The organism is Lacinutrix cladophorae (genome assembly GCF_053604645.1).
The window spans coordinates 786888-802693 of record NZ_JBSHNR010000121.1 but is presented as its reverse complement, the minus strand read 5'-3'; the positions used below and the strand labels follow the sequence as shown (position 1 = coordinate 802693).

Below are 15806 nucleotides of genomic sequence, written 5' to 3'. Positions count from 1 at the left end.
GGCTTTATTATGCTTTATATATAGTTTCCATTTGTTTTACAAAAGTGTCGGGGTTTACAGGTTTTTCTATATAACCATTAGCACCAGCTTCTATTGCTTTTTCTTTATCTCCTCCCATAGCGTAGGAGGTTACCGCAATAATAACGGTATTTTTTGGCAGACCGTTATTTCTTAATTTGCTACAAATCTCATAACCATCCATGTCTGGAAGTTGTATATCAATTAGTATAATTTCAGGGTGATTTTCATGAGCCAAGTCTAAGCCATCTATACCGTTATAAGCCTTAAGCACCTTATAATTACTATTCTCTAACAAGTACGACAACATATACATGTTTTGTGGGTTATCTTCAATTATTAGAATAACAGGTTTCATCTTTTAAGTATATACAATTTAGTTTTTCTAAGTTAATTAATAAATATATTAAATTAGCATCAATAAATTCTAACATATTTTTATTTAGTATTATATTTTGTTGGGATACTCTAACGGTAGTTTAAATGTAAAATTACTCCCTTTACCTAATTCACTTATTACTTGAATGGTACCGCCTAGTTTTTCTATTAAACTTTTACAAATAGCAAGCCCTAAACCCGTACCTTCATGTTTTCTACTAAGCCCACTTTCTAGCTGAATAAAGGGTTCAAATAATTTACCTATGTCTTTTTCACCAACTCCTATTCCTTGGTCTATTACTTGAGTAATTAATATTTTATCCTTAATATTTACTTTAATATTAATTATTCCTTGTGAAGAGAATTTAATCGCATTAGACAATAGGTTTAGTAATATTTGTTCCACCCGCCTTTCGTCACTTTCTATTATAATATCTAGATTAGAAATTTGCGTTCTAATTTCAAGCCCTTTATTGGTTGCTTGTGGCATTAAAAAATCTATTGTTTTTTCTAAGGTTGTTAAATAATTAAAGGCATAAAAAGACACTTTTAATTTACCTGCTTCTATTTTAGAAATATCTAGCACATCATTAATTAATCCTAATAAATGCGAACCACTATTTTTAACCATAGATAGTTGCTTTTTTTGCTCCTCATTTAAAGGTCCTGCTAGTTCTTTTAATAATATACCTGTAAAACCTATAATGGAATTCATAGGTGTTCTTAACTCATGTGACATGGTCGCTAAGAAAGCGGATTTCATTAAATCTGCAGACTGAGCTTTTATTTTTTCATTCTCCAGTTCCGAGGTTCTTACTTTCACTAACGCCTCGAGGTTATTTCTGTGTTTTTCTAACTCTAACTCCACTTTTTTCTTTTCGGTAACATCTACTACTGCAATTAGAGCATGAGGTTCTCCTGCTATTTCAATAGCCTCTACAGAAACTAAAAGATTTATTTTATTTCCACTTACTAAAGTTCTACTAATGTTTTCGTTATTTAAATAACCGTCTTTTTTAAATTTGTCTTTTATTTTTTGTTTTTGCTCATAATACGCCGAATCTAAAACAGTTACTTTAGCTTCTTCGAATGTTTTACCTATTAAGTTTTCTCTTGTCGTTTCAAATATTTTAGCCATGGTTTCATTAACCTCAATCCTAACATCTTTATTATTTACAATAGAGAAACCAATAACATTTGCTTGAAATACTTTAGAAAACTTCTCTTCACTTTCTTTTATTTTTTCATCGTACTGAATACGCTCTGTTACATCTTGCACTAATGAAAAAACAGTTTCTACTTGTCCATCTTCAGATAATAAAACCGAACTATACCATTCGCAATAAATCATTTCTTTTGCTTTGGTATTATTACGATTAATACTTCTATTCGTTTTCACTTCTGCATTCATCAATGAATTTGCAATACTTGTAATTGGCTCAAGATCTTCATGATACACCAAGTCCAAATCTTTAAAATGCTTACCAAGGGCTTCATGTTCTTTCCAACCAAAAATGTTTTGTGCTTGTATAGACCAATTGGTAACGATAAAATCTTTATCCCATTCAATTATTGCTAATGGTGAATTATTTAAATGAGTAGCAAGTCGTTGATGTGCTTTTCTTTTTTCTTCTTCTGCTTTCTTTTCTTTAGTGAGATCTCTTATCACACCAATTATAAACTTATTCTTATTGCTATCAATAAATCTAGTTTTTTTAGTAGAAATTGTCCGTAAATCATTTTTATTTAAGTTAAGGGTCTCCTCTGTAACATTTTCTACACCCGTTAAAAGCACTTCTTTATCTTTACTTAAAAATTTCTCCTTTTTATCTATAGATACATTAATAGCAGATATTTGACCTATAATATCTGCTCTTGTTTTATTAAACATAGCACACAGTGCGTCATTAACCAATATTATTTTACTTTGGTCATCTTTTACAAAAACTGGATCCCCAATATTATTAATGATATTTTCAAAATATTGTTGACTTTCTTTAATTTTTTCTTCTGAACTCTTACGCTCTGTGACATCTATACATGTCCCTGCGTAACCGTTCAGTTTATTCTTTTCATCAAACAACCCGATAACCTTAACAGAAACCCAGGTAACCTTGCCTTTTTTGTTTACAAATCGGAATTCTGAAATAAAATCTTTATTATCATTAACAGCCTCTACCCATTCTTTTAATACTCTATCTTTATCTTTAGAATGCAGAGCTTTAATCCAGTCAAGCCCCATAGACTCTTCAAAAGACAACCCAGTATATTTCATGAATTCTTCATTAACAAAACTGCATTCTCCATCTTTTGTTGTTCTAACAATAGCAACTGGCGCATTAGAAGTTAAACCTCTAAACATCATTTCGCTTCTAATTAATTTTTCCTCAGCTTCTTTTCTTTCTGTAACATCGATAAGCGTGCCTATATAACCATACAATTCATTATTAACATCAAATAATCCAACAGATTTCGCTGTAACCCATTTTGTTTTTCCTTTTTTATCTAAAAGCCTAAAGTCTGAAATTAATTCAGTCTGACTAGCAACTGCTTGCTTCCATTCATTTAACACTCTATCTCTATCTTCTATATGAATAGCACTTGACCAGCGAAAACCTAAGGATTCCTCAAAAGTGAGCCCAGAATACTTCACCCATTCCTCATTTACAAAATTACAAACACCTTCTTTATCTGTTTGAAAAATTGCAACTGGAGCATTAGAAGATAAGCGCCTAAAAAGTAATTCGCTATTTATTAATTTTTCTTCGGTATTTTTTTTATCGGTGACATCAATAGCCATACCTATATAGCCATTTAAATTATTGTTAGCATCGAAAGTTCCTACCGTTTTCACTGCCACCCAGGTATTTTTTTTATTTTTATGAAGAAATCTAAATTGGGTTTCTAACTCTATATTTTTAGACAAAACATATGCTTGCCACTCTTTCATTATTCGATCTTTATCCTCTGGATGAATGGTTGCTGCCCAACCAAAACCCATAGCTTCATCAAAAGATAGTCCTGCATACTTAGACCATCTATCGTTTACATAGTTACAAGAACCATTAATATCTGTTTGAAAAATTCCTGCTGGTGCCTCAGAGCTTAACTTTTTAAATAGTTGTTCGCTTTCTATTAATTGTTTTTCTGCTTTTTTTCGATCTGTAATATCTATACATATACCTATATAACCATACAAAACATGATTAGCATCGTATAATTTTTCAGACTTTACTCGAAGCCAAGTTGTTTTATTTTTCTTTTTATTAAAAAACCTTAAATCTATATCGTATTTTTTTTCTGTAAAAACAAATGCTTCCCATGCTTTAAGCACTCTATTTTTATCTTTAGGATGTATTGCATTAGACCAACCAAAACCCATAGCTTCTTTAAAAGGGATTCCAGAATACTCTATCCATTGTTCGTTAACAAAATTACAAGAGCCATCTTTTTCGGTTTTAAAAATCCCCACTGGGGCATTAGAAGTTAAACCTCTAAACAACAATTCGCTATTTATTAATTTTTGTTCTGTCTTTTTTTTATCTGTTTTATCTTTAGCTACAATACCAAGTGCAATTGGCTCTGTTGTTTCCTTATCTCGAATTAAAAAACCAGACATTTCTATAGGAATTAATGCTCCTGTCGAAAAATTTTTAAACTCTGTTTCCCCTTTCCATTTACTTGTTTTAAAAATACTTGTTAAATGTTCTTTCTCTATTGTTTTATGATAGTATTTTGGGAAAAAATCAGAAATGGAATCTGGCATATTTTCATCTATACCTAAACCAACCAAATTTCTACCTTTAGCATTTAAATAAATTGGTTTTCCACCTAAAGTAGCCAAACCAATAAAATCATCACTAGTTTCTGTTAATGAAAGCAGTAGTTGGTTTTTAGCATCCACCTTTTTCTTTTCCGTTATATCGGTAAAATAAATAGTTAAACCATTTGAAGAAGGATAAATTCTACTTTCAAACCACATATCTAAAGGCTCATAATAATCCTGAAAAACCTGAGTTTCTTGGGTTTTCATCGCCTTATTATAAGCTAGGTAAAATGGAAGATTTTCGCTTTCTGGAAACTCCTCCCAAATATATTTTCCAATTAAATCACTAGGTATTCTTCCTAAAATCTCTCCAGCTTTTTTGTTTACAAACGTATAGCATAAGTTTTTATCTAAAGAAATAAAGCCGTCAGATATATTATTTATAGAATTTTCAAATGTAGAAACAATACGCTGTTCAGATAGAAGTTTTAAGTATTTACTTCTATAATTTAATACAGTAAAAATCTCCTCATTATATTTTTCAGGAGAAATATCATTTTCAAGTTCAGAATGATCTTGAATAATTACTATTTGAGCTATCTCTTGACCCCTATCATCTTTTATACTTGCAAAAAAAATTGTAACAGGAAAATGCTCTCCATTTTTACGCATATAGACAGACTTAAAATCTCCTGTTTTATTTTTTTTAATGCATGTTTTATACTTCTCTAACTCCTTTGATGGCCAAAATGGAAAGGAAGATTTTAATCCAATAAGCGATTCCTTTTTATAACCTGTAATAGTACAAATTGCCTTATTAGCAATTAGTATTTCCCCGCTAGTATTGAAAATAATCAATCCTTCATTAATAGACTCTACATAAGTATTAGAAAACCCATATTTAGTACTTAATTCTTCAAATAAATTGGAACTAGAATTATTCATAAATTAAATGTATCTCACTTTATACTCTTTTACACTTCTTTTTATTTACTAAACGACATTAAAACAGCATATAAAACAATGCCATTAAGGTATTTTTTTTAGTTTAAAAAAACTAATAATATCTTATTATTTAGACGAAAGGAATAGTATCTAGTAAATAAACTACCCTATTAAACTCACTATTTAAAATTGTATATTAGCTTATTAGAATTATATAAAAATATTGAGATACAAAATGAATAAAGATAAATTCATGAAGGAAGCTGTAAACGCTGCCTTAAAAGGAATGAACAACAACGAAGGTGGCCCATTTGGTTGCGTGATAGTAAAAGACGGAAAAATTATAGGTAGAGGAAATAATAAAGTAACCTCTACTAATGACCCCACTGCACATGCAGAAGTTACAGCCATTAGAGATGCTTGTAAAAACTTAGATTCTTTTCAATTAGATGGTTGCGAAATTTACACCTCTTGCGAACCGTGCCCAATGTGTTTAGGCGCCATTTATTGGGCAAGACCTGATAAGGTTTACTACGGAAGCAATCAAGTAGACGCTGCAAATATTGGTTTTGATGACGAATTTATTTACAAAGAAATACCATTACCGTATGCGGAAAGAAGCATTCCTTTTGAGCAATTAGCGCGCAAGATTGCTTTAGAGCCTTTTCAAGAATGGACAAAGAAAGTAGATAAAACGGAATACTAATTTAATAAAATTGTCATTTCGAGTATTTCGAGTATGCGTGTAATGGATCGCGAACTTTTCATGTACAAAAAAGCCTCTCGATTCTAAACTCCAAAAAAAGGAATTTCACTCGAAGTGATATTATTTATAGGTTTTTAATTTACCTATAACGAACAACTTTAGAAATTAACAAACATGATTACCTTCATCCTAAACAACAAAACCATAAGTACTTCAGAACATTCTGGAATGACTTTATTGGATTTTGTTCGCTATGAAAAACGCCTTACTGGAACCAAAATTGGCTGTCGCGAAGGCGATTGTGGTGCATGTACCCTTTTAGTTGGCACACGAACGAATAACACGATAGAATACCAAAGTATAACCTCCTGCATTTCTCCTTTAGGAAATGCACATGGCAAACACATAGTTACCGTTGAAGGTACTAATCTACAAGACAAATTAACCACAGCTCAAGAAGCTATGAAAGCTAATTACGCGACACAATGCGGCTTTTGCACTCCTGGCTTTGTAGTTTCACTTACTGGTTTTGCATTGTCAAATTCTGAAAAAAATTATAAAAATGCGATAGACGCTGTAAGCGGAAATATTTGTAGATGCACAGGATATAAGTCTATTGAAAAAGCAACACAGCAAGTCGTTGACAAACTAAAAACTCAAGAAAACAATTCTTTTGATTGGTTAATTAAAAATGATTTTATTCCTGCCTATTTTGAAACTATTCCAAATCGTTTAAAAGACATGGAAGCTAAAGATTTAAACCAACCTAAAGGAAAATATATTTCTGGCGGAACCGATTTATACGTGCAACAAGCCGATCATTTAGCAGATAATGAAGTGCATTTAATAGCGGAAAAAGATTATTTAAAAGGAATTACTATTGTAAATGGTGTTTGCACCATTGGAACTAATGCAACCGTTTCAGACCTATGGAATCACCCAGAAATTAACAGCTTTTTCCCAAACTTAAAAAAGCATCTAAAACTTGTTTCTTCTGAACAAATTAGAAATATGGCTTCCTTAGGCGGAAACTTAGTAAACGCTTCTCCAATTGGAGACATGACTATATTCTTTTTGGCGCTTAATAGTGATATTACGATATTAAATTCAGAAGAAAAAGAAAGAACAATTGCACTTAAAAACTTTTATCAAGGGTATAAAACATTCGATTTAAAAGAAGGAGAATTATTAAAAAATATCCGCTTCAAATTGCCATCAAAACATTCCTTTTTCAACTTCGAAAAAGTGTGTAAAAGAACCCATTTAGATATTGCTAGTGTAAATACTGCTATACACCTTTCAATAGAAAATAAAACCATTTCTGAAGCGCATATTTCTATTGGTGGTGTTGCTGCAATTCCAAAATATTTGCACGAAACCTCCGCCTTTTTAATAGGGAAACCATTAACTACAGAAGCTATAATTGAAGCGAACAACATCCTTCAAAAGGAAATTAGCCCAATTAGCGATGTTCGTGGCACAAACGATTATAAACGCTTGCTAGCTAGACAATTATTTTTCGCACATTTTACAACCTTATTCCCGAAGCAATTCACTTTAAAAGACTTTCTTCAGCATGCATAAAAACAAAACAAATATTGAACTAGACACCAAACTAGATGCGGTTTCTATTGCGCTAAAAAAAAGTATTAAAAACTTAGATTCTTATACACATGTACGCGGAGAATCCCTGTATGTTGACGATGTAAATATTAGACAAGGCACATTTCACGCTGTGGTTTTTGATGCACCAAAAGCACACGGAAAAATAAAAAGTATCGATTATACAAAAGCGGAAGCTTTACAAGGTGTAGAACGTATTTTCACCTACAAAGATGTTCCTGGAAAAAATGAAATTGGTGGTATTATTGCAGACGAACCTTTGTTTGCTGAAGATGAAGTGCATTTTTGGGGTATGCCAATCGCATTAATTGTTGCTGAATCTGAGTTTATTGCACGAAAAGCAAGAGATTTAATCGAAATAAATATTGAAGATTTACCAGTAATCACAACTGCAAAAGAAGCAAAAGCGAAAGGTAGTTTTATAAACGCACCACGATCTTTTAGTTTAGGAGATACCGAAAAAGCATTTAAAAATTGTGATTATATTTTTGAAGGCGAAACCTTTTCCAACGGACAAGAACATTTATATATTGAAGCGCAAGGTGCTTATGCAGAGCCTTTAGAAAATGGAAATATTAAAATCACTTCCTCTACACAAGGACCAACAGCTGTACAAAAAACAGTAGCACAAGTTTTAGGTGTAGCAATGCATAAAATAGAAGTCGATGTTACGCGCCTTGGTGGTGGTTTTGGTGGTAAAGAAGACCAAGCAACACCTTGGGCAGTTATGGCTGCTTTGGCAACGTATCATTTAAATCAGTCGGTAAAATTAATCCTTAATCGCCATGACGATTTACGTATGACTGGAAAACGTCATCCATATGAAAGCACCTATAAAATCGGACTTTCAAAAGACTTAAAAATCCTAGCGTACCAAACCGAGTTTTTACAAAATTCTGGAGCTGCTGCAGATTTATCTCCTGCCATTGCTGAGCGCACCTTATTTCACGCAACCAATAGTTATTACGTGCCAAACGTAACCACTAAAGTATTAAGTTGTAAAACCAATTTACCACCAAATACAGCGTTTCGTGGTTTTGGAGGACCACAAGGTATGTTTGTTATTGAGTCTGCTATTGCAAAAGCAGCAAATGAAATTGGTGTGAAGCCAAGAGAAATTCAGGAAGCCAATTTGCTTAATGAAAACGACACTTTTTCCTATGGACAAATTGCTAAAAAAGTAGAAGCTAAAAACACATGGCATACTGCTAAAAACATATTCAATATTGATGTTTTAGAACAAGAGGTTGCAGATTTCAATAAAAACAATACGGCTTTCAAAAAAGGGATTTCCTTTATGCCAATTACCTTTGGTATTTCGTTTACCAATACACCTATGAATCATGCACGTGCATTGGTGCATATTTATTTAGATGGAAGTATTGGTATTAGCACAGCTGCTGTAGAAATGGGTCAAGGTGTAAACACCAAAATGATGCAAATTGCTGCTGCTATTTTTTCCATTCCTATTGATAAAATAAAGATAGAAACAACCAATACAACCAGAGTTGCAAACACTTCTCCTTCTGCTGCAAGTTCAACAGCAGATTTAAACGGAAAAGCAACGTTAATGGCTTGTAATTCCCTTTTAGAACGTTTAAAAACGGTAGCTTCAGAAGCATTACATACTTCAGATAAAAGCATCACTTTAAAAGAGGAAACAGTTTATGTTGATGGTGAAAAGTCTAATTTAACTTGGACACAACTCATCAGTAAAGCCATGTTACAACGTGTTGCTTTAACCGAAAATGCGCACTATGCAACACCAGAAATTCACTTTGATAAAACCAAAGAAAAAGGACATCCTTTTGCTTATCATGTTTACGGAACAGCAATCACCACAACAACCATAGATTGTACGCGTGGCACTTATGAATTTGATAGTGTAAAGATTGTACACGATTACGGGAAAAGTATGAGTGAAGGCATTGACCTAGGGCAAGTAGAAGGCGCTTTAATTCAAGGTATTGGATGGATGACACTAGAAGAAATTGCCTATAATAAAGAAGGGAGATTACTATCTAATGCATTATCCACCTATAAAGTTCCAGATATTTTTTCTGTACCTAAAACAGTGGAAGTAATCCCTGTAGAAACGGAAGGAAATGATATGGCTATTTTAAAATCGAAAGCTGTTGGCGAGCCTCCTTTAATGTATGGTATTGGCGCTTATTTTGCACTTCAAAATGCCATTAAAGCGTTTAACCCTAATTATGATGTAAAGTTTCATGCACCAATGACACCCGAAAAGGTTTTAACTGGTCTATACCAAAAATAACAAAGCCTTATCGCACTGCACTACAAAAAACAAAACATCCTTAAAGGCGCTCTAATTTATAGTGCTGGCGATTCTATTGCTGCACTTTTATTAGGTGAATTTTCTTGGTTTCGACTATTGGGAATGATGTTTATTGGCGCCACATTTTACGCTTTTGAAATCCCGAATTATTTTGATTGGATTGTAAAAAAGACGCAATTTTTAAAAGGAATTAAAGCCACGTTAACCAAAACGGTTTTAGCTATAGCCTATTTTAATCCCTTATGGATTGCTAGACATTTGTTATTTATCAAATTATTTTCAGGACAATTTGAAGCGATTGGCTTTAACTTAGTTGTAATTGCCTTTTGGTCATTTTTAGTGAATATTCCTATTTCATTTATTGCAAATTATATTATTCAAAACCGATTTAAACTAAAATGGCGATTCTTAGGAAGTGCTATTTTCTCTGCAATTATGGCAATTTATTATGCGTTGAGTGAGACGCTTTTTAGTTAAGAAATGCATGATGCATTAACTGAGGGATGACAAAATCTTACCATTATTTTAAGTCCTCCGTTTTCCAAAGCGAATATTCAGAAATATTATAATGTCTCAAAATATCCTCTAATAAATAATCACGAATTACAAGAATTAGATGTTGTGTTGTATTGTTTTTGAATGAAGAAATTAAGGCTTCCGAAGAACGATGCAAGCCTTCGTTTTTTAATTCTAGTTTTCCTAATTCATCTATAATTACATATTTACATTTTGTTTTTGAAGCAACAGAAATCAAATAATCATTTGCTTTTACAAAAGCACTTTTTAAAAAAATATAACTACCAATTTTAATTACATTTTCCGTTTCCACTTCTGCTTCCGCTTCCAATTTAAACGTTTCGTTAGCTTTAATTTTAAAAAAATAGCGCTTTCCATCTTCACCATCTGGACACAACAATCCATCCACATCGCTTCTATTACTTATCCAATCTAGCAACGCTGTTGTTTTTCCGGTTCTAATTTCACCTGTTAGAATAAATATCATTCCGAAGCAATTTTAAAATGAATACAATTAGAAATACTATTGGCAATAAAATACTGGAATCGCGTATAACCTTTAAGATGACTTGTCTCTTTCCATGTTATGGAAATTATTTGTCGGAAATACGGAAACAAATCCATTGCATTAGTAATATCTTCTTGATATTTAGATTCTTTTTTGGTAAGATATTTCCGAATTAATTTTAAAACAAAAGGCCCTAAAACCAAATACCAAAGCATTAAAAACAAGAAACTTCTAGCAATAATATATATTGCTTTTTGCCATCCAAATAAAGCACCTCCAAATGATGTAAATGCAAATACAATAATAACAATAGTGATGCTCCAAATCCAAATAACTTTCGCCTTTATCCTTCTTTTCGATTTTTTTTCTTCGGAAGTAAAACCTGTAGATGCTAAATAAAATGGCATTTCTTTTTTAGCGGAAATAATACCAATCATACTTTTAATAAACAATCCAGCTAACAATCCGCCAACACCATACACCAAAAGATAGATACTAATTAGCAATGAGGTTGTTGTTGTTTCTGTTATAAAATTGATTTTTTCCTGAATCCAAATACCATAGATATTAATGGCTTCCCAAAAATCTGTACCATAAATAATGGTGAGTTTTAATAATTTTTGAAGTGCAGATTGCAAGAAGGTTACCATTCCTAAAACAACTAAAGTTACCCCTTTCCAGGAAAAATTAGAAAATAAAAAGGCTCCAAAAACAGCTTGAAAACTTACAGAAATGTATGCTGTAAATGGCGAATACGGACTCACTGCCATTTTTATAATTAAAACAATTACTAGAGCTTTTAAAATGGCTTGCCATTTATTTTCGGCATAAAACGCTAGTAAACTTATCAATAAAATAGCTATTCCTCCTACAATTAAACCCGTAAATGGCGAATTAAAAACATGCAAAAACCCACCTAATCCAGACTCGTTTAAAGCCCAAAGTGCTGTTAATTTATCTAGAATGGATTTGTTATTTTTCATATAAATGAGAAACTTAGCTAAAAACAGAATAACGCAAACAATTATTTATAATGTACTTGTAATAGTTGCGCAACAACGCTTATTGCAATTTCTTTTGGTGTATCTCCACCTATATCTAAACCTATTGGACACACTACATTTTTCATTCCTTCTGGTATATCCATTTCTTTAATAAGCATATTATTAAAGCGTACTTTTTTGGTTTTACTACCTATTAAACCTAAAAATTTGGTTTCATTTTGCAATGCCATTGCAATAATATCAAAATCAATCGCATGATTGTGTGTAAGCACCAAAACATAGCTGTTTTTTCCCCACTTTACAGCTTCTTTAAAAGTTTTAAAATCGGTTTCCGTGGTTTGATGTGTAGTTATACTTTCCTCTAAATCTAAATTAGCAAACCAATTGTCACGAGAATCTATAAGATGTACTTTAAAAGGTGTATCTATTAAAAGCTTGCAAATTTCCATTCCAATATGTCCTGCGCCAAATAAAAATAATTCTGGAGATTGATGCATAGGTTCTATAATAAATTCTACTTTTCCGCCACAACATTGTTCAAATTCGGGCCCTAAAGTGTAGGTGGATGCAATGATTCTATTTTCTTTTAAAGCAACTATTGCTTCGTCTATAGCTTTAAATTCTAACTTTCCACCACCAATAGTACCATGAATTTTTTTGTTATTGGTAACTAGCATCCTGGAACCAACTATACAAGGCGTAGACCCTAAGCATTTGGTTATAGTTACTAGTGCAACGGGAATTTGCTTTTGTTTAAATTCGGCTAAAAGAGTAATCCAGTTTTGCATACATTTATTTTACTTCTACTTTTTTAACCAGCTTTCCTACAGTCATTCCTTGTACAAGAATTGAAAAAACAACTACCACATACGTAATTACCAAAAACAAATCACGCTCCATAGCTTGTGTAAGCCCTAGAGCTAAAGCAATAGATATTCCTCCACGCAGACCTCCCCAAGTCATAATTAAATTGGTTTTTGGCACGAAGTCTAATTTTTTTTCAAAGAATTTTATTGGTAGTAATAACGAAATATATCTGCATAATAACACTAAAGGAATCGCTATTAAACCGGCTAATAAATACTCCATTTCAAAAGTTAAAACAAGCATTTCCATACCTATTAAAACAAACAAAACAGTATTTAGCAGTATATCTATTAACTCCCAAAATTTATCTACATAGGTCTCCGTAGTTTCAGACATTGCCGAATCTCTAACCGTATCATTACCAACAACTAAACCAGCGGTAACCATTGCTAAAGGCGCAGAAATATGCAATTTTTGTGCTAACACAGTTCCAGCCATAACTGCCGCAAGAGTTATAATTACTTCAATATCATAATCGTCAATTGACTTCATTAATCGATACGTAATCCACCCTAAAATTAATCCTAAAACAATACCTCCAATAACTTCTAAACCAAACAACTCTACCACTTCTAAAGCACTAACATTATCTATACCTAAGTCTGCTATCTTAAAAATGGTTAAAAATATTACTACACCTACACCATCATTAAATAAAGACTCTCCAACAATTTTCGTTTCTAGTTTCTTGGGTGCACCAGCTTTTTTTAAAATACCTAAAACAGCAATAGGATCTGTTGGTGAAATTAAAGAACCAAATAACAAACAGTAAATAAAATCTACATGCAATCCTACAATAGGTAATGCATAAAACATTATTAAACCAACTAAAAATGTAGAAATTAAAACACCAAATGTAGCAAATGCTAAAACCGGCCATCGTTGTACTTTAAGCTGTTCAAAATTAGTATGCAAAGCTCCTGCAAAAAGTAAGAAACTTAACATTACATCTAATAAAACTGCTTTAAAATCTATTTGTTTTATTATAAATCGCTCGGCATTTAGCAAAGTGTCGTCAAAATAACTTAATGCAAATACCGCAAGTGTAAACACAATAGTAATTAACATTAAACCAATAGTGTTTGGCATTTTTAAAAATCGTACATTTATATAGCCAAAAATAGCAGATATAAGCACTAATACTGAAGCGATTACAAAATAATCCATAGAAAAATATATTTATTGCTAAATTAAAAATTTATATCTTTTAATTATCATTATTCCCATATTATGAAACAAGCATGCTAAAAACCTATCCTACTAAGAATATTAAATCGTTAACAGCATAAACACAAACACATGAAAAGGGCATATATAGATTTACATTGTCACCCAGCTTTAAAGCCTTATGGCAAGAGTTACAAATACAATCCTACCAAACAAAACCATTTAAACGCTGGTAGAAAAAACTCTATTTGGCACTATAGTCCTCCAAACTTCTTAGAACGTCAAGTAAATAAAATACTAACCTTAACTAAATTTACACAAACCGATCTAACAGCCTTAGCAAAAGCAAATTGTCTAATTGTTGTGATTTCTTTATATCCTTTTGAAAAACATTTCTTAAAAGACAGGATGCTAGGCTTTAAGTTTATTTCGGATATACTAACAAATCTTGCAGCTGGAGTTAGCCATTCTAGAATTGATAATATTAGAAGCCATAAAAGTTATTTTCAAGATTTAAATTTTGAATACGAATACTACCTACAGCTTCATAATTTTGCACAAGAAATAGATAATGTCACCTACACTTATAAAATGACTAGTAGTTTTTCTGAAGTAGAAAAAAACATAGAAAAATCTTCAGAAACTAGAAAAATAATTAGCCTTATACCAAGTATTGAAGGCGCACATGCATTTGAAACCGGATTACTTCTAAAAGAAAACTCAGCAGATGAGCAAACAGTTTTAAACAATATTGACACAGTAAAAAGATGGGCACACAAACCGCTTTTTGTAACTTTAGCACATCATTTTTATAACGAAATTTGTGGTCATGCTAGAAGCATAAATATTGGAGCAATCAAAGACAACCAAAACAGAGGGCTAAACACAGACATAACCGAACTTGGTTATAAAGTAATAGATAAACTTTTAGACAACACTAACAACAAACGCATTCTCATAGATGTTAAACACATGAGTACAGCTGCTAGAAAAACATACTATAAGCTACTAGAAACAAAATACGCAAACCAAAATATCCCAATCGTAGTAAGTCATGGCGCAGTAAACGGGAAACGATCTATTGAAGAATGGAACAAAAAAGATTTCGGTTTAAGTAACCAATTTAGTGATATTGATATTAATTTTTATGACTCGGAAATACTACGTATTGCAAAATCTAAAGGTATTTTTGGCTTACAACTAGACGAAAGAAGAATAGCAAGTAAAAAAGCCATTAAAAGCTCCAGAATTTATATGCCAAAGAAAAAAAGACGTCTTGAAAACAAGTCCATACTTATCTGGAATCAAATACAACACTGCGCAGAAATATTAAACAAAAACAATCTATTTTGCTGGGAAACCGTTGCAATAGGATCCGATTTTGATGGTATTGTAAACCCAATTAAAGGACTATGGACTAGCGAAAACGTAAAAGACATAGAGCCATATTTAGTAGAAAGAGCGAACAATTACCTAAAAGAACATTCCCAAGATTTAATTTCTTTAAATCAAATCACTGCACAAGAAATAATAGATCGTGTATTATTTTTAAATGCAGAAGCCTTTTTAAAAACCAACTTTAATTAATTCTATTTTTTTGTTAAGTTCTCTGTGTCTTATCGACAGAAACTGTATATTCATTTTTTATAACATTTTAAAAAAATAAATATGGCAAAAACGTACTATGATCCAGCAGATTTAAGAAAGTTTGGAAAAATAACAGAATGGAACGAAGAACTTGGAAACAAGTTTTTTGACTATTATGGTAAAGTATTTGAAGAAGGAGCCTTAACTGCTAGAGAAAAATCATTAATAGCCTTAGCGGTAGCACACACCGAACAATGTCCATATTGTATTGACGCATATACCAAGGACAGTTTACAACGTGGTGTTACTAAAGAAGAAATGATGGAAGCCATTCATGTCGGTGCTGCGATAAAAAGTGGAGCAACCTTAGTGCATGGTGTACAAATGATGAATAAAGTAAATAAACTAGACGGTTAAAATAA

The 15806-nt window shown here is 32.0% G+C and carries 12 protein-coding genes; 6 read left to right on the top strand and 6 right to left on the bottom strand.

Translation table 11 applies throughout. The features are described 5' to 3' along the window. Positions 1–7: 7 nt before the first annotated feature. Together ACVC3Y_RS16550 and ACVC3Y_RS16545 are read right to left on the bottom strand one after the other, a co-directional pair. A complete protein-coding gene (locus tag ACVC3Y_RS16550) occupies positions 8–376 on the bottom strand; it encodes a response regulator (RefSeq protein ID WP_303420485.1) in 369 nt (122 codons plus the stop codon). 90 nt (positions 377–466) lie between these two features. After that, positions 467–5107, bottom strand: coding sequence for a PAS domain S-box protein (locus tag ACVC3Y_RS16545; RefSeq protein ID WP_452227500.1), 4641 nt, complete (start codon positions 5105–5107; stop codon positions 467–469). Between the two features lie 235 nt (positions 5108–5342). Between ACVC3Y_RS16545 and ACVC3Y_RS16540 the strand changes: the two genes are divergently transcribed. The 4 genes from ACVC3Y_RS16540 (at position 5343) to ACVC3Y_RS16525 (ending at position 10212) form a co-directional block, all read left to right on the top strand. Then, positions 5343–5813, top strand: a complete 471-nt coding sequence (locus ACVC3Y_RS16540; protein ID WP_452227499.1) for a nucleoside deaminase — start codon at positions 5343–5345, stop codon at positions 5811–5813. A 174-nt stretch (positions 5814–5987) separates the two neighbouring features. Further along, positions 5988–7397, top strand: a complete 1410-nt coding sequence (locus ACVC3Y_RS16535) for an FAD binding domain-containing protein (protein ID WP_452227498.1) — start codon at positions 5988–5990, stop codon at positions 7395–7397. Continuing rightward, complete coding sequence (locus tag ACVC3Y_RS16530) at positions 7390–9714, top strand: xanthine dehydrogenase molybdopterin binding subunit (RefSeq protein ID WP_452227497.1); 2325 nt, start codon at positions 7390–7392, stop codon at positions 9712–9714. Before ACVC3Y_RS16535 ends, ACVC3Y_RS16530 begins: the two co-directional genes overlap by 8 nt. A gap of 123 nt (positions 9715–9837) precedes the next feature. Next, positions 9838–10212 carry a hypothetical protein gene (locus ACVC3Y_RS16525; RefSeq protein ID WP_303420495.1) on the top strand — a complete coding sequence of 125 codons (375 nt, stop codon included), beginning with the start codon at positions 9838–9840 and terminating at the stop codon, positions 10210–10212. A gap of 43 nt (positions 10213–10255) precedes the next feature. Here ACVC3Y_RS16525 and ACVC3Y_RS16520 read toward each other — a convergent pair whose 3' ends face one another. Genes ACVC3Y_RS16520 through ACVC3Y_RS16505 form a run of 4 tightly spaced genes read right to left on the bottom strand, consistent with a single transcriptional unit; the run spans position 10256 to position 13797 of the window. Beyond that, positions 10256–10738 (bottom strand): nucleoside-triphosphatase, encoded by a 483-nt coding sequence (locus tag ACVC3Y_RS16520; RefSeq protein ID WP_452227496.1) that lies wholly within the window; start codon positions 10736–10738, stop codon positions 10256–10258. Beyond that, positions 10735–11742, bottom strand: coding sequence for a hypothetical protein (locus ACVC3Y_RS16515; protein ID WP_452227495.1), 1008 nt, complete (start codon positions 11740–11742; stop codon positions 10735–10737). Before ACVC3Y_RS16515 ends, ACVC3Y_RS16520 begins: the two co-directional genes overlap by 4 nt. Positions 11743–11783: 41 nt before the next feature. Continuing rightward, positions 11784–12551 (bottom strand): xanthine dehydrogenase accessory protein XdhC, encoded by a 768-nt coding sequence (gene xdhC, locus ACVC3Y_RS16510; RefSeq protein WP_452227494.1) that lies wholly within the window; start codon positions 12549–12551, stop codon positions 11784–11786. A 4-nt stretch (positions 12552–12555) separates the two neighbouring features. Beyond that, a complete protein-coding gene (locus ACVC3Y_RS16505; RefSeq protein ID WP_303420502.1) occupies positions 12556–13797 on the bottom strand; it encodes a cation:proton antiporter in 1242 nt (413 codons plus the stop codon). Positions 13798–13929: 132 nt separating this feature from the next. On the opposite strand from ACVC3Y_RS16505, the gene ACVC3Y_RS16500 reads away from it, so the two are divergent. Next, positions 13930–15384, top strand: coding sequence for a membrane dipeptidase (locus tag ACVC3Y_RS16500; RefSeq protein WP_452227493.1), 1455 nt, complete (start codon positions 13930–13932; stop codon positions 15382–15384). Between the two features lie 81 nt (positions 15385–15465). Then, the gene (locus ACVC3Y_RS16495; RefSeq protein WP_303420506.1) at positions 15466–15801 is read left to right on the top strand and encodes an arsenosugar biosynthesis-associated peroxidase-like protein; all 336 of its coding nucleotides are present in this window, start codon (positions 15466–15468) and stop codon (positions 15799–15801) included. Positions 15802–15806 lie beyond the last annotated feature (5 nt).

Bases quoted from the DNA above. Each gene is read 5' to 3' on its own strand.
- ACVC3Y_RS16550 (WP_303420485.1), bottom strand. From the start codon at position 376: ATGAAACCTGTTATTCTAATAATTGAAGATAACCCACAAAACATGTAT.
- ACVC3Y_RS16545 (WP_452227500.1), bottom strand. From the start codon at position 5,107: ATGAATAATTCTAGTTCCAATTTATTTGAAGAATTAAGTACTAAATAT.
- ACVC3Y_RS16540 (WP_452227499.1), top strand. From the start codon at position 5,343: ATGAATAAAGATAAATTCATGAAGGAAGCTGTAAACGCTGCCTTAAAA.
- ACVC3Y_RS16535 (WP_452227498.1), top strand. From the start codon at position 5,988: ATGATTACCTTCATCCTAAACAACAAAACCATAAGTACTTCAGAACAT.
- ACVC3Y_RS16530 (WP_452227497.1), top strand. From the start codon at position 7,390: ATGCATAAAAACAAAACAAATATTGAACTAGACACCAAACTAGATGCG.
- ACVC3Y_RS16525 (WP_303420495.1), top strand. From the start codon at position 9,838: ATGATGTTTATTGGCGCCACATTTTACGCTTTTGAAATCCCGAATTAT.
- ACVC3Y_RS16520 (WP_452227496.1), bottom strand. From the start codon at position 10,738: ATGATATTTATTCTAACAGGTGAAATTAGAACCGGAAAAACAACAGCG.
- ACVC3Y_RS16515 (WP_452227495.1), bottom strand. From the start codon at position 11,742: ATGAAAAATAACAAATCCATTCTAGATAAATTAACAGCACTTTGGGCT.
- xdhC (WP_452227494.1), bottom strand. From the start codon at position 12,551: ATGCAAAACTGGATTACTCTTTTAGCCGAATTTAAACAAAAGCAAATT.
- ACVC3Y_RS16505 (WP_303420502.1), bottom strand. From the start codon at position 13,797: ATGGATTATTTTGTAATCGCTTCAGTATTAGTGCTTATATCTGCTATT.
- ACVC3Y_RS16500 (WP_452227493.1), top strand. From the start codon at position 13,930: ATGAAAAGGGCATATATAGATTTACATTGTCACCCAGCTTTAAAGCCT.
- ACVC3Y_RS16495 (WP_303420506.1), top strand. From the start codon at position 15,466: ATGGCAAAAACGTACTATGATCCAGCAGATTTAAGAAAGTTTGGAAAA.